Raw genomic sequence first — 22,222 nt, forward strand, 5'->3', positions numbered from 1 at the left:
GTCCCGCCCGGCCGGGCACGCGACGGGCCCGGGCCGATTCGTCGGCCCGGGCCCGCCGGTCGTCGGTCCGGGGTCAGTCCAGATAGTCCCGGAGCATCTGGGCCCGGGTCGGGTGGCGGAGCTTGGCCAGGGTCTTCGACTCGATCTGGCGGATGCGCTCCCGCGTCACGCCGAACTCCCTGCCCACCTCCTCCAGCGTGCGCGGATGCCCGTCGGCCAGGCCGAAGCGGAGCTGGATGATGCGCTGCTCACGGTCCGACAGCGTGGCCAGGATGTCGTCGAGCTGGTCCTGCAGCATGATGAACGCCGCGGCCTCCATGGGCACGACCGCGTCGGCGTCCTCGATGAAGTCTCCGAGGTCGGAGTCCTCCTCGCCGATCGGCGACTGCAGCGACACGGGCTCCTGGGCGATGCGCTGGATCTCCACCACGCGATCGACAGGGAGGTCCATCTCCTTGGCGATCTCCTCGGGAATCGGCTCGCGGCCGAGGTCCTGGTGGAGCTGACGCTGCACTCTGACGAGCTTGTTGATGGTCTCCACCATGTGCACGGGGATGCGGATCGTCCGCGCCTGGTCGGCGATCGCCCGGGTGATCGCCTGCCTGATCCACCAGGTCGCATAGGTGGAGAACTTGTAGCCCTTCGTGTAGTCGAACTTCTCGACCGCCCGGATCAGCCCGAGATTGCCCTCCTGGATGAGATCCAGGAACAGCATGCCGCGGCCGACGTACCGCTTGGCGATCGACACCACGAGCCTGAGGTTGGCTTCGATGAGCCGCTGTTTGGCCCGGGTGCCCTGCCACACGAGCTCCCTGAACTCCGGGAAGGCCAGACGCGAGACCCCGTTGGCCAGCTTGTCCTCGGCGAACAGGCCGGCTTCGATCGACTTGGCGAGCTCCACCTCCTCCTCGGCGGTCAGCAGTGGCACCCGGCCGATCTCCCGCAGATAGATACGGACCAGATCGCTGGTCGGCGCCCGCTTGCCTACGTCTTCCTCATCGGCGCGGGTGGTCTCCTCGTCGCCCTGGGGCTCGAGGACCTCCACACCGTTCTCGGCGAGCATCCGCACGACGCGTTCCAGCGCGTCGGACGGCAACTCGGATCGGTCGAGCGCGGCTGCGACGTCATCGACGGTGACGCTTCCGCGCTCCCTTCCCTTCGCGACGAGGTCCGCCACCTGATCTACCGATGGCGGCCCGCTTGGCAGCACCGATGCACCCACGGGAGACAGTCTGCAGTATTGGTTCCAGCAAATGGCAGACCCATTTTTGTCACCGAAGGTAAGACGATCGTCCTTACCGAATTGAGATCGCCTTAAGGTTTAGCCGGAGTTTGATCAGGAAAGTAAAGTCAATTACGCGGTCTGGATTCACGCGCCCGGCTACTCCCCCCGGCCGGACGCGACTCCCGTACTGCCCGGACGGCGTTGTCCACCTGCTTTGTCGCACGTTGGACCGAGCCAAGTTCCCTGGTCAACCACCCTGATTTACCGCTTGCGATCGCAGCCGAACTGTTACCTGACATCGGCCTGGAACGCCTATTTCCCGGCGTTCGGCGCGCCCTGGCGAGGGGAGCCGATCTTCGTCCCGGCGGCGTCGTCGTGAACGCTCACCGCCCGGGATCGTGACCGTCCGCGCTCACGCTCCGGGCGGCCGTCGGGGCCGCCCGGGAGCCACGGGGTCAGGATCCGGAGACGCGGTCGCGCAGGACCCGGCGCTGCTGCTCCAGCGCCACGAGCTCCCCGAACAGCTTGTTGTACTCCTGCTGCTCCTCCACCGGGTTGAGCCGCTGGATCCGCGACTTCACCTGCGCGATGGCCCGGTCGACCGGCATCGCCTCGACCGCCGTCAGGATGTCGCCGGCATAGCGTTCCTCGGCATGCGCGTCGGCGTGGATCGCCTCCACCGCGAAGCGGGTCACCAGCACCCGCGCGCCCTCCTCGTGGGCGTGCTCCAGCAACCGGTCCACCCACTCGCGCCCGCCGCCGCCCGCCGCGGCGGTGCCGCCGGCCGCGACGATGACCTTGTGCAGCGTGATGTGGTCGGGGGTCGTGAAGGCCTGCGGGTCGAGGGCGTCGAAGCGCGGCCCGAGCAGCGCGGGCCGCTGGACGGCGAGCTTGAGCAGCTCACCCTCCACCCGCACGCTCGGGTCGAGCGGCGCGGCCTTCGGCGCCCGCTGCGGGCGGCCCTGCTGGGCGCCCGAGACCTCGGCGATGCGCTGCATGACGAACCGCTCGTCCATGAACCCCAGCCACCGGTCCAGGTCGATGGCGTAGCGCTTGCGCAGCCCGACGTCCTTGATCCCGGCCACGATGGGCGCGGCGGCGTCGAGCGCGGCGATCTTGCCTTCGTTGCTGCGCAGGTCGTAGCGCGCGATCGTGCTCCTGATCGCGAACTGGAACAGCGGCTCCCTGCTCGCGATCAGGTCGCGCACCGCCGCGTCGCCCTGCTTGACGCGCAGGTCGCAGGGGTCGAGCCCGTCGCCCTGCACCGCGACGTAGGTCTGGGTGACGAACTTCTGCTCGTCGGCGAACGCCCGCAGCGCCGCCTTCTGCCCCGCCGCGTCGCCGTCGAAGGTGAAGATGACCTCGCCGCGGAACTCCGCCTGGTCCAGCAGGAACCTGCGCAGGATCTTGATGTGCTCCTCGCCGAAGGAGGTGCCGCAGGTGGCCACGGCGGTCGGCACGCCGGCGAGGTGGCAGGCCATCACGTCGGTGTATCCCTCGACGATCACGGCCTGGGACCGCTTGGAGATCTCCCGTTTCGCGAGATCAATCCCATAAAGAACCTGGCTCTTCTTGTAAAGCGGCGAGTCAGGCGTATTCAGATATTTTGGACCATCATCGGAATCCAGCAACTTCCGCGCCCCGAATCCGATCACATCGCCCGTGGCGTCCCTGATAGGCCAGATCAAGCGGCCCCTGAAGCGGTCGATTGGCCCCCGCCGCCCCTCCTTCGCCAGGCCGCCCTTGACCAGCTCGTCGGCGCTGAACCCGCGCCCCATGAGATGGCGGGCCAGCGCCTCCCACTCGTTGGGCGCGTAGCCGACCCCGAACGTCTCGGCGTCGGCCCGCTCGAACCCGCGCTCGGACAGGAACCGCCGCCCGGCCGACGCCTCGGGGACGAGCAGCTTCTCGGCGTAGAACTCCGCCGCCGCCTTGTGCGCCTCGACCAGCCTGGCCCGCTCGCCGTGGTCGCGCCGCGGCACGTAGCCGCCCTGCTCGTACTGCAGGTGGATGCCGGCCCGCTGCGCCAGCCGCTCGACCGCCTCGCCGAAGGACAGGTGCTCGATCTTCTCGACGAACGTGATCACGTCGCCGCCCTCGGAGCAGCCGAAGCAGTTTCCCGTCAGAATATTGTCTTCAAGGACGAACGCATGCCCATGGTCGACAGTGGCGCAGAACACCTCTTCGACGCGATCCGTCTCCTCGACCGACTGCACCACCCAGCCGCGCCGCGCGAAGGCCTTCGACGCGCTGGAGAATCTCAGGCGGTGCTCGTCGATCAGGAAGAAGTCTTCTGTGAGGTCCTCGTTGACGAAGTGGACGCGGTAGATCGAGCTGGGCTCCCTCCCCGGGAACCCGACCCGGACCTGCTCGGTGATGCCATAGGTGCCGATCCCGAGCCTTGTGCAGACCGCGCGGACGTATTCCAGGGTCTGCTTGTCCGCGCAGTTGAGCATGACCGTGCCGTCTTTGGCGACGTGCCCATCGGCGGCCAGGTAGCCCGCCAGCCACCCGTACAGGTAGGGGACCGACTCGTCCAGCGGCGGCAGCTCCTTGAAGAAGCGCGGCAGATGGTGGACCAGAAGCTGCCTGGACCTCCCCGAAGCCCCTGTGGAGCCCTCGGTCACATAGCTCAGGGGGAACCACTTGAGCAGTTGCGCGTCCTTGACGCTGTCGAGGGTGGCTCTGCTCCCCGTGGCCGCGCGGGTGCCGTCGCCGAAAGTGATGCCGTGCGCGACGCCGAAGGGTGACGGCGTGGTGCGCTTGATGCGGGAACCAGGGAACACCGAGACCAGCCGGTGCCGCTGCTTCAGATCCTTGGTGACGACCTCGGCGCGCTTGTCCTGGTGCCGCCCCGACCGCACGAACCAGCGGTGCTCTGGAGTGGCGAAGATCTCCTTACGCTGCCCGTTGCGAGTCAGCACGATCTTCATGAGCGGCTGGACCCCGAAGGACATGAACGGCGCGTCCACCCACGTCCCGTCGGCGGCGAGCACCCGGTGCACACCGCCTGCGAGCTCGACGATGGGACGCACGCCCTCCCAGGTCATGACCTGGGTCTCCGCCGCCAGGCAGAAATACATCCCGCGCTCGGGGGTGACGTTGAACGACGGGCTCTTCTCGTCGTGGAACGGGCACAACCCCTTGAGGTTGCCGCCCCCCGCGTTGCGCAACTGAATGTGTTCGCCGATCACATCGGCGATGGGTGAACGCTCGCGAACGAGCGCGATGTCGACATCACGGATCCGGCCAGCCACGCCGGTGAGTCTATTCCGCCCCACCGACGCTTCCGGCCCGCACGGGTGTCCCCGCCTGCAACCACGGGGAGAACCGCGGGGAGGCGTACGGGGAAGACGGGCATTACCTGTGGGTTGCTAAAGGGGGAAACCGGCTCTGAGACGTCCCCCGGTCGGCTACAAAGGTAAAGGTTGTCGGTGGAAACGGTGACACGGGTGGAGATCATGCGATCGGGGCATATCGGACGATGGGCGGCCATCGCGGGCGCGTTGCTGCTGACCGGTGCCTGCACCCAGGCCACCGGGCTGGCCGGCGTCAGCGCCAACTCGCCCTCCACGGTCCCGGTCACGGGCACGCCCTCGGTGACCGCCACGATCCCCGAGCCCACCCCCTCGGCCGAGCACCAGGCCGCCGAGCAGCCGCCGGAGGGCGGCGACCCGGTCAAGGTGCCGCCGCCGAAGCTGTCGAAGTACAGCTACACCTTCCCGGTCAAGGGCTGCAAGACCACCTACCAGCGCCAGCTGCTCGTGCTGCCCAAGACGACGATCTGGGCCGGGCAGGGGTGCGCGTTCGTGGCGCCGGTCGGCGGCGTCGTGGACGAGGTGAACATCCAGAACAGGTGGCGCCCCACCACGGACGCGGGCGCCGACCGCGAGGGCAGGTTCGTCACGATCATCGGTGACGACGGCGTGCGCTACCTCGGCGGTCACCTCGACTCGGTCGCCGCCGGCATCAGGCCGGGCGTCCGGGTCAAGGCCGGCCAGTTGCTGGGCCGGGTGGGTAGGTCGGGCAACGCCCGCGACACCGCGCCCAACCTCTATTTCGCGATCTCGTGGAAGACGGGACCGGCCTTCTGGTGGGTGCGCAGGGGCATGGTGAAGCCGTGGGACTACCTCGACGCCTGGCGGACGGGCAACCGCACGTACTCGCCCCGCGAGGAGACGCTGGCGCTGCGCGGCCGGCTCGGCGAGACCCCGCGCTGCACCGTCCAGTGCTCGTCGAAGAAGACTCAGACGCCGCAGGCGGGCAAGACCCCCAAGCCCACGAAGAAGAGCGACGACGGCGACGTGATCACTGTTGACCCGTCGATAGCTCCTTTTGGTCAACAATGACGCCTGACCTGATGAGCTCCTGGATGTCGTCCACGACGTCCCAGACGTTGACGTTCATGCCGGCGATCACGCGGCCGCCGCGCAGCCAGTAGACGACGAACTCCAGGCTCTCCGGGTCGCCCCGGTAGACGATCTCGTCGTAGCCCTCGATGTCGCCGGAGAACTCCATGCCGAGCTCGTACTGGTCGGTGTAGAAGTACGGGACCCGGTCGTAGGCGACCTCCTGGCCGAGCATGGACCTGGCGGCGGCGGGGCCGCCGTGCAGGGCGTTGGCCCAGTGCTCGACGCGCAGGCGCCGGCCGTACAGCGGGTGGAACGACTCGGCCACGTCGCCCGCCGCGAACACGTCGGGGTGCGAGGTGCGCAGCGCGGCGTCCGTCAGGATGCCGTGCTCGACGTCGAGCCCGGCGTCGCGGGCGAGGCCGACCTCGGGCGCGGCGCCGATGCCGACCACGACGAGGTCGGCCGAGAGCCGCTCGCCGGAGCTGAGCCGCACGCCGTTGTCGGTGATCTCGGCGGCGGCGGTGCCGAAGCGCAGGTCCACGCCCTTGCTCGCGTGCAGGCGGGCGAAGAGGTCGCCGAGCTCGGGGCCCAGTGCCCGGTTCAGTGCGGTGGGCTCGGGCTCGACGACGGTGACGCCGCAGCCCGCGGCGCGGGCCGCGGCCGCGGTCTCCAGCCCGATCCAGGACGCGCCGACGATGAGCACGCTCTCCGCGGCTGCCAGACGCTCCTTGAGCGCCTCGCAGTCCTTGACGGTCCGCAGGTACGTCCCGGGGCCCGGCAGCCGCCTGGGGGTGGCGCCGGTGGCGATGAGCAGCTTGTCGTACGGCTGGCGTGACCCGTCGCCGAACCTGACCACGTGGTGATCGAGCTCGATGCGCGTGACGCGCCGGCCGAGCCGCAGATCGACGGCGTTGTCCGCGTACCACTCCGCGGGGTGCACGAAGATCTGCTCTCGTTCGCCCTTGCCCTGGAGATAGTCCTTGGACAGTGGCGGTCTCTCGTAGGGCCGTTCGTCCTCCGCGCCGATCAGCACGATCTCGCCGTCGAAGCCTTCATCGCGCAGGGTCTGCGCCGCCTTGGCGCCCGCCAGCCCGGCCCCGACGATCACATATGTCGCCATGGCCGCAGTATCCGCCCCCTGGAGTCGTCGGGAAAGCGGGTTGAGTCAGGTGACCAGCCTCATTGGACAACCTTGGTCAGCGCGAGAGCCTTCTGTGCCAGGCCACCGCCGAAGTGTCGGTGAGTGAGGCGATCTGGTCGATCACCACGCGGACGCGGGCGGCGTCTCCCGGCGCCTCCGCCCACGCGGGCCGGAAGGCGGGCTCCAGCGTGCCCGGGGCGCCGAGCGTGATCAGGGAGGCCAGCTCGGTGATGAGGTCGCGCTGCCTGGCCTGGTTGGCGTTGTGGTCCGCGGTGGTCATCACGTAGTGGGCGGTCACGCCCTTGAGCAGCGCGCACTCCAGCCTGGTGGACCTCGGGACGACGAGGTCGGCGCGGTGGCGCGAGCCGTACACCTCCTTGGTGGCGGTCTGGGCGGAGCGGCAGAAGCGGCCGATGAGGCCGCTCGTCAGCGCCTTGAGCCCGGCCAGGTCGGCGATCGTGGCCTCGAAGCGGCGTGGCCAGAGGGGGTCGGCGATCAGCTTGGCGAAGACCTCTTCCAGCTCGCCGAGGTCGGCTCCCGGGGCGTACCAGGTGCGGGTGATCTCGCACACCTGGCCGCGCTCGGTGCGCGACTGGAGCGCCTCGGGGGTGACGTGGCCGGAGTGCAGGGCGTCCTCGAGGTCGTGCACGGAGTAGGCGACGTCGTCGGCCCAGTCCATGATCTGCGCCTCGAAGCTGACCCGCCCTTCGGGTGCGCCTTCCCTGATCCATGCGAACACCGGCAGGTCGTCGTCGTACACGCCGTATTTGGGCGACTTGTCGCACGTCCACGGGTATTTGATCGAGGCGTCGAGTGCCGCGCGCGTCAGGTTCAGCCCGGCGCTGCGGCCGTCCTCGGTGAGCACCTTGGCCTCGAGTCTGGTGAGCAGGCGCAGGCTCTGCGCGTTGCCCTCGAAGCCGCCGCACGAGGCCGACAGGGCGTTGAGCGCCATCTCCCCGTTGTGGCCGAACGGCGGGTGCCCCAGGTCGTGCGCCAGGCAGGCGGTCTCGACCAGGTCGGGGTCCACGCCGAGGGTGGCGCCCATCTCCCTGCCCACCTGGGCGCATTCGAGCGAGTGGGTGAGCCTGGTGCGCGGGATGTGCTGGCCGCCGCCGAGCGTCTCACCAGGGCCCACGACCTGTGTTTTCGCCGCCAGCCTGCGTAGCGCGGCGCTGTGCAGCACGCGGGCCCTGTCGCGTTCGAACGCCGAGCGTTCGGGATTGCCGGGAAGTTCCGGTATCCAGCGCTCCTGGTCGTGGTCGTCGTAGTACGGCATCAGAGGAGTGATTTTATCCAGTTTCATGTCTCCGCTAGTGTCGAGCCTCGCGAGAACCCATTCCCCTGGGAGCCCTCCCCAATGACGACAGCGTTCCGAGCAGTGCTGGCCTTTACCCTGCTCGCCGGCTTCTACGTGCTGGTCGGCCTCATCCTGGCCGCCGCCGTCTTCTTCGACGTCCTGCTCCTGGTGGACTTCCACGCCAGCACGGTCAAGATTGCGATCGTCCTCACCCTGGCCGCCGGGGCGCTCGTCCGCGCCCTGTTCATGGTGAGCCGGCGCGGCGGCGGCGAGCAGCCGGGCGTGCCGGTGGGCCGCGAGCACGAGCCGGTGCTCTGGCAGACGGTCGACGAGCTCGCCCAGCGGGTGCGTACGGCGCCGCCGGACGAGATCCGCCTGGTGGCGGAGGTGAACGCGGCAGTCTCGGAGGACACGCGCTTCCTGGGGCTGAAGGCCACGCGGCGGCGGATGTTCGTCGGGCTGCCGCTGCTGCAGACGCTCACGGTGGACGAGATGCGCGCGGTGCTCGGGCACGAGCTCGGCCACTACAGCGGCGCGCACACGCGGCTGGGCGCGCCGGTCTACCGGGGGCGGGTGTCGCTGATCGCGACCGTGCGGGGGCTGGGCAACCACCCGTTCATCCAGCGCCTGTTCACCTGGTACGCCAAGCTCTACCTGCGGGTCTCCCAGGCCGTCTCGCGCAAGCAGGAGCTGGAGGCCGACCGGTTCGCGGTCGCGATCGGCGGGCGGCAGGCCATGGCGGGCGCGCTGCGCAAGATCCACAGCACCGTGCTGGGCTGGGACCTGTACGTCGGCAACTACCTGTCGCTGACCGGCTCGGGCGGCACCCGGCCGGCGACGGTGTTCGGCGGCTTCCACGCGCTGATGAGCGACTCCGGGCGGCAGGCCGAGATCGCCAAGCTGGCCGACGAGCCGGAGGAGGTCTCGCCGTACGACTCCCATCCCAGCCTGGCCGAACGCCTGGCCGCCATCGAGCAACTGCCCGAGCCCGAGCAGGTGCCGGACCCGCGCTCGGCGCTGACCCTGTTGCGGGACGCGAACGTGGCGGTGCAGGCGGTGGAGCAGTCCATGTGGACGCCCGAGGCGCTGACCGGGCTGCGGCCGGTGTCGTGGGAGGAGCTGGTGGCGCACGGCATGTACGCGGGCCGCAACGCCGACGCCCTGCACGACCTGGCGATGGCGGGGCAGCGGGTGATGGGGGCGAACCGGCCGTACCTGGACGCGGCCTTCGAGGCGATCGCCCGCGGCCGGCAGGCGGAGCTGGCCGCCGTGCTGCTCGAACAGGGCTGGGCCCCGTCGGAGACCCTGCTCGCGGGGGTGCTGGGGCAGGCGCTGGAGGCGGTGCTGATCCAGCTCGGCGAGGCCAAGTGGACGCTGTCGTGGTCGGGGCCCGCGCGGCTGCTGTTCGACGACGGGGAGGAGGTCTCCCTGTCGGAGTACGCGGCCCAGGTGGCGGCCAATCCGGCGGCCGTGGCGGGGCTGCGCCAGTGGCTGGGTGATCACGGCATGCGGCACGACTACATCCCCATCCAGGAAGCCGTCTCCCCGAACTGACCCCCGGGCCGCTATCGCAGGGCGCGTTCCAGGTCGGCGCGGTGGGCGGCGACCCAGTCGTGGGCGGCGCGCACCTGCTCCACCACCCCGGCGGCGCGCAGCCGGACCGCGTGCGGCGCCCCGGCCGCCGCCTCGGCCTCGATGCCGCGCCGGCACCGGTCCTGCCACCACAGGACGGCCGCCACCACGCCGCGCCGGTCCGCCAGCCCGTAGGCGTCGCAGATCAGCCGCACCCGCCGGGGCGCGTCGGCGGCGCCGGGCCCGAGACCGGCGTACTGCCAGCACACGTGCGCCACGTCGTGGATCCGCCGTCCGGGCGCCGCGAGGTCCCAGTCGATGATCGCGACCGGCCGCAGCCCCGCGCCGTGCTCGTCCCGGTAGACGGTGTTCTTCGGCGACAGGTCGTTGTGGCAGACGACCTCCTCCGCGCCGGCCAGCGGCGTGCCCGCGGTCAGGTCGTGGAACTCGCGCACCAGCTCCGCCACCCGGGCCAGGCTGCGGTCCGACGTGACGCCGTCCGGCTGGTGCTCCTCCCAGGCCACGTGGCCGGGCACGAAGCCGAGGATCTCACGCCCCCGCTCGTCGAATCCGCGGAACCTGGGCGCGCCCGGCCACCCGCGCCGCTCGAACAGGGCGAGCAGCTCGTGCACGAACGCGGCCCGCGGGCCGGGCCGGCGGCGGACGGTGTCACCGGCGCGGACGACGGCATTGACGAATCCGCCGGGGAGGCGGGTCTCGGGCATGCCTCCAGCCTGCCCGATCGGGCGGCCCGCGCCATCCGCTCCGCTGATTGCCCGCCATTATCGCGGAGTCCCTGATTATCAAACCCGCCCAACCGGCAGATCGTCAATGGGCCGATTGGGGTCTTGACTTGATTTACATGGACTCCATTATTAATCACGAGCGGATCCGAGCCCCGCACCGGCCGCCCACCGTAGTCCGCCCCGGCCCCTAGGAGCCGCATCCCCATGTCGAAAATCGTACGCAGCCTCACCCTCCTCGCCTTCCTGTGCGCGTCCGTCCTCGTCGCGCCGCCCGCGTTCGCCGCCATCACCGGCCAGTCGGCCACCAACACCGCGACCACCGTCACGTACCGGTTCGCCTACACCGGCAGCCCCGCCTACGCGCGCACGTACGTCGACACCGACCGCAACGCCGCGACGGGCTTCGCCCAGGGCGGCGTGGGAGCCGACTACCTGCTGGAGAACGCGACCCTCTACCGGCACAACGGCGGCGGCTGGAGCTGGACGCCGGTGCGCGCCGTCACCCACTCCGCCTCCGGCGGCGTCGCGACCTGGACGGTGAACCGCGCCGACCTCGGCGAGAGCGCCACCCCGAACGACGCCGACCTCGTCTTCCAGGTCGAGTCCCCGCTGGAGACCTCAGCCAAGTACACGCATGTTTACAGCGGCGGAGGCGGGGGCGGCGGGCAGACCGTCACCTACCCGCAGACCACCGACAACTTCGCCAACCCCGAGCGCGGCCTCTACCACCACACCGGAGACTGCGACAAGAACGACTTCGCCCTGGCCACCCTCCAGAGCTACCGCACCAGCCAGCAGATCTCCCTCGTGATGTGCGTCTTCTACCTGGCCGAGTACAAGACCGCCCCGATCGGCCAGGCCGCGCTGGACCAGCTGCAGCAGCAGCTCGACACCGTACGCGCGGCGGGCATGAAGATGATCCTGCGCTTCGCCTACACCACTTCCACCGACGGCGCCGACGCCGCTAAGGACCGCGTGCTGGCCCACCTCGACCAGCTCGCGCCCTACCTGAGCGCCAACAGGGACGTCATCTACCTCATGCAGGCGGGCTTCATCGGCGCCTGGGGCGAGTGGTACTACACCCAGAACTTCGGCAACGCCGGCACGGTGAGCGCGGCCGACTGGGCCAACAGGAAGGCCGTCGTCGACAAGATCCTCAGCGTGCTGCCGTCGACCCGGATGGTGCAGCTGCGCACGCCCAAGTTCAAGCGCACGCTGTACTCGGCCACCGCGCTGCCGCCCGGCCAGGCGCACAACGGCTCGGCCCCGGCCCGGCTGGGGCACCACAACGACTGCTTCCTGGCCAGCCCGGACGACTACGGCACCTACGAGAACGCCGCGGTGGAGTATCCGTACCTGCAGGCCGAGACCGCGTACGTCGCGATGGGCGGCGAGACCTGCAACCCGAACCCGCCGCGCTCCGACTGCCCGACCGCCAAGAGCGAGCTGTCCGGCTTCCACTGGTCCTACCTCAACACCGACTACCACACCGGCGTGCTGGGCGGCTGGAACACCGGCGGCTGCCTGGCGGAGATCACCCGCAGCCTCGGCTACCGCCTGGCCCTGCAGAGCGGGACGTACCCGGGCACGGCCACCAGAGGCGGCGGCCTGCCGGTCACCATCACCCTCAGGAACGACGGGTACGCCGCCCCCGTCAACCCGCGCAACGTGGAGCTGGTCCTGCGCAACACCGCCACCTCGGCCGTGTACCGCCTCCCGCTCTCCGCCGACCCCCGCACCTGGCAGGCGGGAGCCACCTCGACGATCACCCAGACCGTCACCGTGCCCGCGTCCGTCCCCGCCGGCAGCTACGCGCTCCTGCTCGCCCTGCCGGACCCGCAGCTCTCGGCCCGACCCGAGTACTCACTCCGGCTCGCCAACCAGGGCACCTGGGAGTCCGGGAGCGGCCTGAACAACCTCCTGCACACCGTCACCGTGAGCTGACCCCGAGCCGATCGGCACGCCGCCGCGAGCCGTGCGGGCGGCTCGCGGCGAGCCGAAAACCGGTTGACCCCGCCAGAAGGCGGCCAGCAGGATCGGGCGGTGCACATCGAGTTCGCCAGATTCACGCCGTCAGACACCGAGCGCCTCGTCGCCTTCATGACCGAGGAGGAATGGCCCTTCCACGCGGGCACGCAGGACGCGGAGACGGTCAGGAGGCGGGCCGGCGACGGCCTCTATGACGACGAGGACACCCGATCGTTCTGGGTGCTCGCCGACGGTGAGCCGGCGGGGCTGGTGCGGCTGCAGGATCTCGCCGACGACACGCCCATGTTCGACCTGCGGATCAGGAAGACCTGGCGGGGGCGCGGGCTCGGCTCGCGGGCGGTGGCGTGGCTGACCGGCCATCTCTTCACCGAGCTGCCGCACATCACGCGGATCGAGGGCACGACCCGGCAGGACAACCACGCGATGAGAGCGGTCTTCCGACGGAGTGGCTACGCCAAGGAGGCGCACTACCGGCAGGCGTGGCCGGGCCAGGACGGCGAGCTGCACGACTCGGTCGGCTACGCGATCCTGCGGCAGGACTGGGCGTCCGGCAAGGTGACGCCTCCCGACTGGGACGACGAACCGGGCGACTGACGCGAAGAGGGCCGCCCCTCGTGCGAGGAGCGGCCCGTCATCTGCCCAATGCTCATGCCGATCGCCTGACGACGTCCTCGATCGCGCCCACGATCAGGCCGGGGTCCTTGCTGAGGACCTGCACGTGGTTGCTGGGGGCGGTGGCGAACACCGTCACGAGCTCGTTGAGCGCCGTGGCCTTGCCGACGGCGGCGCGCATTTTCGCGTTCTCCTCCTCGCTGGCGCCGGAGTGCGGCCCGCTGGCGACGACGAAGGCCGCCGGCACCCGCAGGGCCGCGAAGTCGGCCTCGAACTCGCCGTTGACGTCGGTCGTCTCGATGACGACCTGGGCGCATTGGTCCGGCGTCATCCTCGCGGTCAGGCGGAGTAAGGAGGCCAGCCGCAGGAGCCAGCCCACCCGGCGGAACTGCCGGCGCACGGCCTCCTTGCCGGCCTCGTCGAACACGGCGATCGGGTACGCGCCGTCGATGAGGACGAGCCCGCCGACCTGGTCCGGGTGCTCGGTCGCGTAGCGCACCGCGAGCGTCGCGCCGTTCGACCAGCCGACCAGGATCGGGCGCTCGACGCCCGTGGCCTCGACCACGCGGTGCACGTCGGCGACGGCGGTGCCGAGCGAGTAGTCCGACGACGTGCCCGACTTGCCGCGGGCGCGCGCGTCGAAGGTGACCGTGCGGTGCTTGCCGCCGAGCCGCTGGAGCACGCGCTTCCAGTGCTTCTGCGTGGCGAAGCCGCCGTTGAGGAACACCACCGCGGGCGTCGCGCCGGGGGTGTCGGTGCCGTGGAGCCGGGTGTCGCCGGCGGGGACGGTGAATTCTGCGGACATGGTGAAGCACCTCTCGGATCGGTGACGGGTGTGGCGGGTGTCCGTACGTGGTCAGTCGCGGTGGCCGAGCGTGCCGCGCTTGGCGTGCCACTCGGTCAGGAGGGCGGGCAGCCGCTCGGCCAGGAAGTCGTAGAACGCGGCGCCCTCGTCGAGCATCCGGCGCCGCTCGGTGTCGCCTTCGTCGAGCAGGCCCAGCGCGGTGCGCGCGAGCTCCGCCTGCTCCCGGTAGGTCTCCCCGGCGAACCCGGCCGGGTCGAGGGCCCGGGGGTCGAGGGTCACATGGTCCACGCGCTGCCCGGCGGACCGGGACCGGCGCACGACGTTGTGGCCGGCCAGCAGCGTGACCGCTCCCGTGATGGCGCTGCGGCTGGCGAGCAGCGCCTTGCTCAGCTCCTCGATCGTCTGCTGGGGCGGCCGGCAGATGAACAGGTTGCCACGAAAACGCGGACGCGCGCGCCGCCCACCGGGCAGCGCGCGCGTCACCGCAGATCAGCGGGTGTCGGAGTCGCTCTCCGCCAGCGCCGCCCGGCCGGCCTCCAGCCGGGCCACCGGGATGCGGAACGGCGAGCAGGAGACGTAGTCCAGGCCCACGTCGTGGCAGAAGTGCACCGAGTCCGGGTCGCCGCCGTGCTCGCCGCAGATGCCGAGGTGCAGGCCGGGCCGGGCGGCCCGGCCCTCCCGCACCGCGATCTCGACCAGGCGCCCGACGCCCTCCCTGTCCAGGCTCTCGAACGGGGAGACGCCGAAGATGCCCAGGTCCAGGTAGTTCGAGAAGAAGGCCGCCTCCACGTCGTCCCTGGAGAAGCCCCACGTCAGCTGGGTGAGGTCGTTGGTGCCGAACGAGAAGAACTCCGCCGCCTCGGCGATCTGCGCCGCCGTCAGCGCGGCCCTGGGCACCTCGATCATGGTGCCGATCAGGGCCTCCACGCCCACGTCCGCGAGGATCTTGACGGCCTCGTCGCGCACCGCCTCCAGCTCCTGTACGGCCGCCACCAGCGGGATCATGATCTCCGGCCGCGCGCCCGGAACCTCCTTGGCCGCCTGGGCGATGGCCCTGACCTGCATGGCGAACAGGCCGGGGATCACCAGCCCGAGACGCACGCCGCGCAGGCCCAGCATCGGGTTCTGCTCGTGCAGGCGCCGTACGGCGGACAGGAGCTTGCGCTCCTTCTCCGTGGCCTCCGTCGTGGCGACCTTGATCGACAGGTCCACGATGTCGGGGAGGAACTCGTGCAGGGGCGGGTCGATGAGGCGGATCGTGACCGGGTCGCCGCCCATGGCCTCGAAGATCTGGGTGAAGTCCGCCTTCTGCAGGGGCTCCAGGGCGTCCAGGGCGGCCTGGCGCTCCCCGTCGTCCGAGGCCAGGACCAGGTCCTCCACCAGCTGCCGGCGCTCGCCGAGGAACATGTGCTCCGTCCGGCACAGGCCGATGCCCTGCGCGCCGAACCTGCGGGCCCGGGCCGCGTCGTCGGGGGTGTCGGCGTTCGCGCGGACGCCGAGCCTGCGGGCCGCGTCCGCGTGGCGCATGATCCGGTCCACCGCCCTGACGAGGTCGTCGGCCGGCTCCGCGCCCTCGAAGTACTCGACGACCGCCGAGTCCACCACGGGCACCTCGCCGAGGAACACCTCGCCGGAGGTCCCGTCGATGGAGATGACGTCGCCCTCCGAGACCACCACGCCACCGGGGGCGGTGAACGTGCGCTCGGCGGTCGAGACCTCCAGCTCCTCGGCCCCGCACACGCACGTCTTGCCCATGCCCCTGGCCACCACGGCCGCGTGCGAGGTCTTGCCGCCCCGGCTCGTCAGGATGCCCCTGGCGGCGATCATGCCGGCCAGGTCGTCCGGGTTGGTCTCGCGGCGGACGAGGATGACGTCCTCACCCTGCTCGGCCAGCTCCACGGCGCGCGCGGAGGTGAAGACGGCCTTGCCCGTCGCCGCGCCAGGGGAGGCGTTCATCCCCTTGGCGATCTTCTTCTTCTCGACCGAGGCGTCGAAGCGGGGGAACATGAGCTGCGCGAGCTGGTCGCCGGTGACCCGGGTGACGGCCTCGTCGAGGGTGATCAGGCCCTGGTCCACGAGCTGGGTGGCGATGCAGAACGCGGCCGCCGCCGTGCGCTTGCCGACCCGCGTCTGCAGCATCCACAGCTTGCCGCGCTCGATCGTGAACTCGATGTCGCACAGGTCCTTGTAGTGGTTCTCCAGGGTCTCCATGATCGTGAGGAGCTCGTCGTACGACTGCTTGTCGATGCGTTCGAGGTCCTCCAGCGGGATCGTGTTGCGGATGCCCGCCACCACGTCCTCGCCCTGGGCGTTCTGGAGGTAGTCGCCATAGAGACCCTGCCGGCCGGTGCCGGGGTCGCGGGTGAAGGCGACGCCGGTGCCCGAGTCGTTGCCGACGTTGCCGAAGACCATGGCCACGATGTTGACCGCCGTGCCGAGGTCGGCGGGGATGCGCTCCTGGCGGCGGTAGAGGATCGCGCGCGGGGCGTTCCACGAGTCGAAGACGGCCATGACGGCCAGGCGCATCTGCTCGCGCGGGTCGGCGGGGAAGTCCTTGCCCGTCTCCTCGCGGACGATGCCCTTGAACGTCTCCACCAGCTGCTGCAGCTCGCTCGCGTCCAGGTCGGTGTCCTGGCGGTGGCCCTTCACCGCGTCGAGCGCCTCCTCGAACCGGTCGCCGTCGATCCCGAGCACGGTCTTGCCGAACATCTGGATGAGCCGGCGGTAGGAGTCCCAGGCGAAGCGGTCGTTGCCGCCCGCCTGCTTGGCCAGCCCGCGGACGGACTCGTCGTTGAGCCCGATGTTGAGCACCGTCTCCATCATCCCCGGCATGGAGAACTTGGCGCCCGACCGCACGCTCACCAGCAGCGGGTCGTCGGCCTGTCCGAGGGTCCTGCCCATCTGGCTCTCAAGCGCGTCGAGGTGCTCCGCGACTTCCTGCTCCAGACCGTCCGGCGCGGCGCCTGCCGCCAGGTAGTGGCGGCAGGCGTCGGTGGTGATCGTGAATCCTGGGGGAACGGGCAGCCCGAGGTTCGTCATTTCGGCGAGGTTGGCTCCCTTACCGCCGAGAAGATCTTTGAGATTCCTGTTGCCCTCGGTGAAGTCGTAAACATACTTGGCCACCACAGCTCCAATCCAACGCCTCTGCACCGGACTCTACCGGCGAAATTGATGATGAAACTGCACTCCTCGGTTAAGTCGTCATTTCTGCTGGTAAACGGCCTACCACAGGTCTAATCCAATTATACGACCGGTAGACCAGAAATTGGATTAGACCAATTGGTTTACACCAATTCTTGAGAAAGGGGCGCGGTGGGTGCAGAATCGGATCACACCCCCACCAGGAGGCGCCCATGGCCACTCCTACCAAGCCCAAACGCGGCACCCGATTCGTCGCTGGATCGGCCAAGGCCGCCCGCGACTCGGCGATCTACCTGGACGACCGGCTGCCGTTCGGCCGCTGGCTCCGGCCGCAGTTGCGCAAGCTGTTCCCCAGCCACTGGTCGTTCCTGCTGGGCGAGCTGGCCCTCTACTCGTTCGTGCTGCTGGTGCTCACGGGCACGTTCCTGACGCTGTTCTACAAGCCCAACCCCGACGTGGCCTTCGCCTCCGTCACCGAGCTCAGCCTGGACGTGCGCGGCGGGCTGCTGATCCGCCAGCTGCACCACTGGTCGGCGACGGTGTTCGTGCTGGCGATCGTGGCCCACATGTGCCGCGTCTTCTTCACCGGCGCCTTCAGGAAGCCGCGCGAGCTGACCTGGATGCTCGGAGTGGTGCTGTTCGGGCTGGCGCTGTTCGAGTCGTTCCTGGGGGTCTCGCTGCCCGCCGACCAGCTCGCCATGACCGGGCTGCGGCAGGCGCACGGGCTGCTGCTCTCGATCCCGCTGGTCGGCACCTACCTGGCGACGTTCGTGTTCGACGGCGGGTTCCCAGGACAGGTGATCCCGCGCGTCTTCGTCACCCACGTGCTGCTGGTGCCCGGCATCCTGCTGGCGGTGGTGCCGCTGCACGCGCTGATCCTCACCTGGCGGCAGAAGCACACGGAACGCCGCGCCACCGCGGCGGACGAGCACCGCGTGACCGGCGGGCCGTTCTTCCCCTACTTCGCGGTCAAGAACGGCGCCACGGCGCTGTTCACGATCGGGGCCATCGCGCTGGTGTCCACGTTCGTGCGCGTCAACCCGGTGTGGGAGCACGGGGTCTACCGCGAGGGCGGCTATCCGCCCTCGGCGCAGCCGTTCTGGTACTCCGGGGTGCTCGACGGGGCGCAGCGGCTGGTGCCGCCGTGGGAGATCGCGGTCGGCGGCTACGTGCTGCAGATCGGGCTGTGGATCCCGGCGCTGATCCTGCTGGCGTTCTTCGGCGTGCTGCTGGTCTATCCGTTCCTGGAGCGGCGCTTCACCGGCGACGGCGACCACCACCAGCTCCTGGACCGGCCGTCGCAGGCCCCGGTGCGCACGGCGCTGGGCGTCGCGGTCATCGTGTTCTTCACCGTGCTGTGGGCCGGGATGTGGGTGTCGGAGACGCCGCCGGCGATGCATTCCGCGCCCGGCTTCCCGCCGACGGCGCCGGCTCCTGCGGCGCTGCTGACCGTCTCGCACGACGTCTACTCGACGATCGTCCTCGGCCTGCGGGTGGCCGTGTTCGTGCTGCCGGTGCTGGCCTTCCTCCTCACCCGGGCGCTCTGCCGCAGGCGCTCCTAGCCGAGCGGGTTCCCTTCCGGGGGCGCGCCCGGCACGCCGTCGCGCGGCGGCAGCCAGAGCGCGAACGTCGCCCCCACGCCGAGGGTGGAGAACACCGCCACCCTGCCTCCGTGCGACTCCACGATCTGGCGGACGATGGCCAGCCCCAGACCTGTGTGACGGTCGCGGCGGCTGGACTCGCCGCGCCAGAAGCGGTCGAACACCCGGGCCTGGTCGGCCTTCTCCAGCCCGGGTCCGTCGTCGCGGACGGCCGTCCACAGCCAGCCGTCCGCCCTGCCCGCCGCCACCCGGATCACGCCGCCGGGCGGTGACAGGCGCACGGCGTTGGACAGCAGGTTCGCCACCGCGCGGCGCAGCGCGTCGCTGTCGCCGGTCATCCCCAGGCCGGGTGGCAGGTCGCGGACGATGCTCACCTGGCGGGCGGCGGCCGGGGCGGCGTACTCCTCGCACGCCTCCGCCGCCACCCTGGCCAGGTCGAGGTCGGCGTCGGCGAACGCGGTGCCCTGCCGCCTGGCGCTGGCCAGCAGGTCCTCGACGAGCCTGGTCATGCGGGTGGTCGCGCGGTCCACGATGGCCACCGCCCTGGTCCGCTCCTCCTCGCTGGCGTCGGGGGCGGCGAGCACGGCGTCCACGTTCGCCCGGATGATCGTCAGCGGGCTGCGCAGCTCGTGCGAGGCGTCGTCGATGAGCTGGCGCTGCGCGCTGAACGCCTGCTCCAGCCGGTCCAGCATGGTGTCGATGGTGTCGGCCAGATCCTTGAGCTCGTCGCGGGGGCCGCCCAGCTTGATCCGCCTGGTCAGGTCGGTGGCCTGGATCTCCTCCGTGGTGTGGGTGATCGACCTGACCGGGCGCAGCACGCGGCCCGCGAGCACCCAGCCGATGCCGAGGCTGGCGACGTAGAGGCCGCCCAGGGTGATCAGCGAGTAGTCGCGCAGCGTGGTCATGGTCCTGAAGTTGATCGCGTTCTCGACCTCCTCGACGAACACGACCTCCTGCTTGCCCAGGTACTGGCTGCCCGAGTAGGTCTTGGCGTACTCGGTCGTGTAGGGGCGCTGGTCGGTGGTCTTGGAGACGGCGAAGTAGATGCCGCCGAGCACGAGCGCGGCCAGCACGAACAGCAGGCCGGAGTAGAGCACGGTGATCCGGAAGCGGATGGTGTGGATCATGTCGGCTCCTTGAGCCGGTAACCCCTGCTGATCACCGTTTCGATCAGCCCCTCTTCCTGCAGCTTGCGGCGCAGGTTCCCGACCGTGACGCGCACGGTGCTGGTGAACGGGTCGGTGTGCTCGTCCCAGACGTGTTCGAGCAGCTCCTCGGAGGAGACCACGTGGCCCGGCCTGGTCATCAGGTAGTGCAGCACGCCGTACTCCTTCGGGGTGAGCGCCAGCGACCTGCCGTCCAGCGACACCTCCAGCCTGGCCGTGTCGATCCGCAGCCCGCCCACCTCGATCACGGAGGTGCCGCCGCCGGCGTCCCTGCGCAGCAGCGCCCGCACCCTGGCCAGCAGCTCCGGGAAGGCGAACGGCTTGACCAGGTAGTCGTCGGCGCCCTCGTCGAGCCCGCGCACGCGGTCGTCCAGCCGGTCGCGGGCGGTCACCATGATGATCCGCACCCCCTTCCCGGCCGCGCGCACGGTGCGGCAGAGCTGGAAGCCGTCGCCGCCGGGCAGGTTGAGGTCGAGCAGGGCCAGATCGTACGTGTTGACCTGCAGCTTCTCGTGCGCCGACGGCGCGTCGTAGGCCACGTCCACCGCGTATCCGGCCCGGACGAGCCCGACGCGCAGCGCGTCGACCAGGTCTTCCTCGTCCTCCACCACAAGCAGTCGCATGCCAAGGACCCTAATTTCGGATGATTCGTTCCGCGATGGGCGCGGCCCTGTCGATGGGGATGGCGAACCCGATGCCGATGTTCCCGCCGCCCCTCCCGGCCGCGATCGCGGTGTTGACGCCGACGACCTCGCCCCGGGCGTTCACCAGCGGGCCGCCCGAGTTGCCGGGGTTGATGGACGCGTCCGTCTGCACCGCCGTCCGGTGCGCGCCGCCCAGCCGTACCTCTCTGTCCAGGGCGCTCACGATGCCCGCGGTGACCGTGCCCGACAGACCGAGCGGCGAGCCGATCGCGAGCACCTGCTCGCCGACGGACAGCTCGGCGGACCTGCCGAGCGTGGCCGGGGTCAGGTCGCGCGGGTAGCCCACCTCCAGCACGGCCAGGTCCTCGTCGTCGTCCGCGCCGATCACGCGGGCGCTCAGCCGGCGGCCGTCGCTCAGCACCACGGTCGCCCGGACGTTCCCGGCGACCACGTGCGCGTTGGTGAGGATGTGGCCGCGGCCGTCCACCACGAACCCCGAGCCGCCCATGCTGCCGCTCTCCACCGAGACCACGCTGGGCAGCACGCGGGCCGCCGTCGCGCTCATCCCGGTCAGGCCGGCCGACGGCGCCGGCGACACCCTGGGCAGGGCGGCGGGGACCGGCTCGGACCCTTCGGAGAGCCGGGCCCCGGCCACACCCCCGGCCGCCCCGGTGACCGCCGCGACGAGCGCCGCGATCACCAGGAGGCGTCCCCTGGGCGGCGTCCCGGCCGTCCGGGTTGCTATGGGCGGCGCTGCGGGGGGTGGCGTCCTGGGCGGTGATGCGTGAGGCATCGTCGCAGGCGGTCCTGGGTGAGGTGGCGTCTTGGGCGGCGCCTGCGCGTACGCGGGCTCCTCCCGGGTGCCGAGCGGCAGCGTGCGGAACTCCGGTCCGCGCGGCCGGCCCAGCCCTCTCACGGCAGCCTCGAGAACCACAGCATCGACGTCACCGCCGCGATCAGCCCGAAGATCAGCCCCGCCGCCACGAACCACTGCCAGACCTCCTGACGCTCGGTGCGGTAGCCGACCGAGGTGCCGATGTCCTCGTAGACCGCCTGCAACTCATCGCCGCTCGCCGCCTCGTAGAACCCGCCGCCGGCCGACGCCGCCAGCTCGCGCAGCGCCGGGCCGTCCACCGGCACCGGGACCTCCCGTCCTGAGAGGCTGATGGTGCCGTCCGCCGTGCCGTACGCGATGGTGGTGACCGGCACGCCCCGCGCGGTGGCCTCCGCCGCCGCCTCGCTCACCGTGCGGCCGGTGGTGTTGGAGCCGTCCGACAGCAGCACGATGTGCGCGGGCGGCGCCTCCTCCTCCGAGTCGAGCGCGGCGATGGCCTCCAGCGAGGAGTAGACCGCCTCGCCGATGGCGGTGCCGGAGGCGGTGCTGAGCCGGTCGAGCGCGGTCAGCACGGTCTGCCGGTCCAGCGTGGGCGGCACGGTCACCGTGGCCGCCGACGAGAACGACACCAGGCCCAGGTTGAAGCGCTCGGGCAGCCCTTCGACGAACTGCCTGGCCGCCTGCTTGGCCGCCTCGAACCGGTTCGGGGACACGTCGGTCGCGCCCATGGACGCGGACACGTCGAACGCCACCATGATCGTGGCCCGTTCTCTCGGCACCCGCACCTCCGCGGTCGGCCTGGCGAAGCCGACCACGAGCACGGCGAACATGAGCAGCAGCGCCGCCGCGGGAATGTGCCTGCGCCGGCCCGGCCGGTTCGGCGCCACCTTGTCGAGCAGGTCGAGGTTGGTGAACCTGACGGCGTACGCGGTCCTGCGCAGCGCCATGACCACGTAGGTGACGGCGAGCAGGGCCACCGGGATGAGCAGCAGCAGCCAGAAGGGCGCGATCAGCGTCACGCCGCATCACCTCCCGCGCCGGGCGGGTTCGTGGCGGAGCTCGGAGCGGGGCTCGGGGCAGGGCTCTGAGCGGGGCT

At 70.6% G+C, this 22,222-nt stretch carries 17 protein-coding genes; 5 read left to right on the forward strand and 12 right to left on the reverse strand.

Annotated features, from left to right (window positions below; genetic code table 11):
* Positions 1-73: 73 nt before the first annotated feature.
* Positions 74-1,177 (reverse strand): RNA polymerase sigma factor RpoD, encoded by a 1,104-nt coding sequence (gene rpoD, locus ETD85_RS43860; RefSeq protein ID WP_240779826.1) that lies wholly within the window; start codon positions 1,175-1,177, stop codon positions 74-76.
* A 503-nt stretch (positions 1,178-1,680) separates the two neighbouring features.
* A complete protein-coding gene (gene dnaG, locus ETD85_RS43865; RefSeq protein ID WP_138695763.1) occupies positions 1,681-4,482 on the reverse strand; it encodes a DNA primase in 2,802 nt (933 codons plus the stop codon).
* A gap of 204 nt (positions 4,483-4,686) precedes the next feature.
* Here dnaG and ETD85_RS43870 point away from each other — a divergent pair, with 204 nt between their 5' ends.
* A complete protein-coding gene (locus tag ETD85_RS43870; RefSeq protein ID WP_170247162.1) occupies positions 4,687-5,574 on the forward strand; it encodes a M23 family metallopeptidase in 888 nt (295 codons plus the stop codon).
* Here the strand turns inward: ETD85_RS43870 and ETD85_RS43875 are convergent.
* Together ETD85_RS43875 and ETD85_RS43880 are read right to left on the reverse strand one after the other, a co-directional pair.
* Positions 5,534-6,697: an NAD(P)/FAD-dependent oxidoreductase gene (locus tag ETD85_RS43875; protein WP_170247163.1), complete on the reverse strand. Its 1,164-nt coding sequence runs from the start codon at positions 6,695-6,697 to the stop codon at positions 5,534-5,536. The genes ETD85_RS43870 and ETD85_RS43875 overlap by 41 nt on opposite strands.
* Before the next feature lie 76 nt (positions 6,698-6,773).
* Positions 6,774-7,994 carry a deoxyguanosinetriphosphate triphosphohydrolase gene (locus ETD85_RS43880; RefSeq protein ID WP_138695777.1) on the reverse strand — a complete coding sequence of 407 codons (1,221 nt, stop codon included), beginning with the start codon at positions 7,992-7,994 and terminating at the stop codon, positions 6,774-6,776.
* An 81-nt stretch (positions 7,995-8,075) separates the two neighbouring features.
* Here ETD85_RS43880 and ETD85_RS43885 point away from each other — a divergent pair, with 81 nt between their 5' ends.
* Complete coding sequence (locus ETD85_RS43885; protein WP_138695764.1) at positions 8,076-9,569, forward strand: M48 family metallopeptidase; 1,494 nt, start codon at positions 8,076-8,078, stop codon at positions 9,567-9,569.
* Positions 9,570-9,580: 11 nt separating this feature from the next.
* Here the strand turns inward: ETD85_RS43885 and ETD85_RS43890 are convergent, their stop codons facing one another.
* Positions 9,581-10,312 carry a phosphotransferase gene (locus tag ETD85_RS43890; RefSeq protein WP_138695765.1) on the reverse strand — a complete coding sequence of 244 codons (732 nt, stop codon included), beginning with the start codon at positions 10,310-10,312 and terminating at the stop codon, positions 9,581-9,583.
* A gap of 225 nt (positions 10,313-10,537) precedes the next feature.
* On the opposite strand from ETD85_RS43890, the gene ETD85_RS43895 reads away from it, so the two are divergent.
* Complete coding sequence (locus ETD85_RS43895; RefSeq protein ID WP_138695766.1) at positions 10,538-12,277, forward strand: DUF4832 domain-containing protein; 1,740 nt, start codon at positions 10,538-10,540, stop codon at positions 12,275-12,277.
* A gap of 99 nt (positions 12,278-12,376) precedes the next feature.
* Positions 12,377-12,916, forward strand: a complete 540-nt coding sequence (locus ETD85_RS43900) for a GNAT family N-acetyltransferase (protein ID WP_138695767.1) — start codon at positions 12,377-12,379, stop codon at positions 12,914-12,916.
* 52 nt (positions 12,917-12,968) lie between these two features.
* On the opposite strand, the gene ETD85_RS43905 is transcribed toward ETD85_RS43900, so the two are convergent.
* Genes ETD85_RS43905 through ppdK form a run of 3 tightly spaced genes read right to left on the reverse strand, consistent with a single transcriptional unit; the run spans position 12,969 to position 16,862 of the window.
* On the reverse strand, positions 12,969-13,739 hold the full coding sequence (locus tag ETD85_RS43905) for an alpha/beta fold hydrolase (protein ID WP_138695768.1): 771 nt from the start codon (positions 13,737-13,739) through the stop codon (positions 12,969-12,971).
* Between the two features lie 51 nt (positions 13,740-13,790).
* Positions 13,791-14,222 (reverse strand): MarR family transcriptional regulator, encoded by a 432-nt coding sequence (locus ETD85_RS43910; RefSeq protein WP_138695769.1) that lies wholly within the window; start codon positions 14,220-14,222, stop codon positions 13,791-13,793.
* Positions 14,223-14,228: 6 nt separating this feature from the next.
* The gene (ppdK, locus tag ETD85_RS43915; protein WP_138695770.1) at positions 14,229-16,862 is read right to left on the reverse strand and encodes a pyruvate, phosphate dikinase; all 2,634 of its coding nucleotides are present in this window, start codon (positions 16,860-16,862) and stop codon (positions 14,229-14,231) included.
* Between the two features lie 230 nt (positions 16,863-17,092).
* Between ppdK and ETD85_RS43920 the strand changes: the two genes are divergently transcribed.
* Positions 17,093-18,442 carry a cytochrome b gene (locus ETD85_RS43920; RefSeq protein WP_138695771.1) on the forward strand — a complete coding sequence of 450 codons (1,350 nt, stop codon included), beginning with the start codon at positions 17,093-17,095 and terminating at the stop codon, positions 18,440-18,442.
* On the opposite strand, the gene ETD85_RS43925 is transcribed toward ETD85_RS43920, so the two are convergent.
* The 4 genes from ETD85_RS43925 to ETD85_RS43940 form a co-directional block, all read right to left on the reverse strand.
* Entirely contained in the window at positions 18,439-19,608 is a 1,170-nt protein-coding gene (locus ETD85_RS43925) for a sensor histidine kinase (RefSeq protein WP_138695772.1), read from the reverse strand. The two genes, ETD85_RS43920 and ETD85_RS43925, sit on opposite strands and share 4 nt — an antisense overlap.
* Positions 19,605-20,270, reverse strand: a complete 666-nt coding sequence (locus ETD85_RS43930; protein ID WP_170247164.1) for a response regulator transcription factor — start codon at positions 20,268-20,270, stop codon at positions 19,605-19,607. The genes ETD85_RS43925 and ETD85_RS43930 overlap by 4 nt, the downstream gene beginning before the upstream one ends.
* Positions 20,271-20,280: 10 nt before the next feature.
* Complete coding sequence (locus ETD85_RS43935; RefSeq protein ID WP_206059253.1) at positions 20,281-20,991, reverse strand: S1C family serine protease; 711 nt, start codon at positions 20,989-20,991, stop codon at positions 20,281-20,283.
* Positions 20,992-21,203: 212 nt separating this feature from the next.
* A complete protein-coding gene (locus ETD85_RS43940; protein ID WP_138695774.1) occupies positions 21,204-22,145 on the reverse strand; it encodes a VWA domain-containing protein in 942 nt (313 codons plus the stop codon).
* Positions 22,146-22,222 lie beyond the last annotated feature (77 nt).

Origin of the sequence: Nonomuraea zeae (genome assembly GCF_005889725.1) — a bacterium.
GTDB lineage: Bacteria > Actinomycetota > Actinomycetes > Streptosporangiales > Streptosporangiaceae > Nonomuraea > Nonomuraea zeae.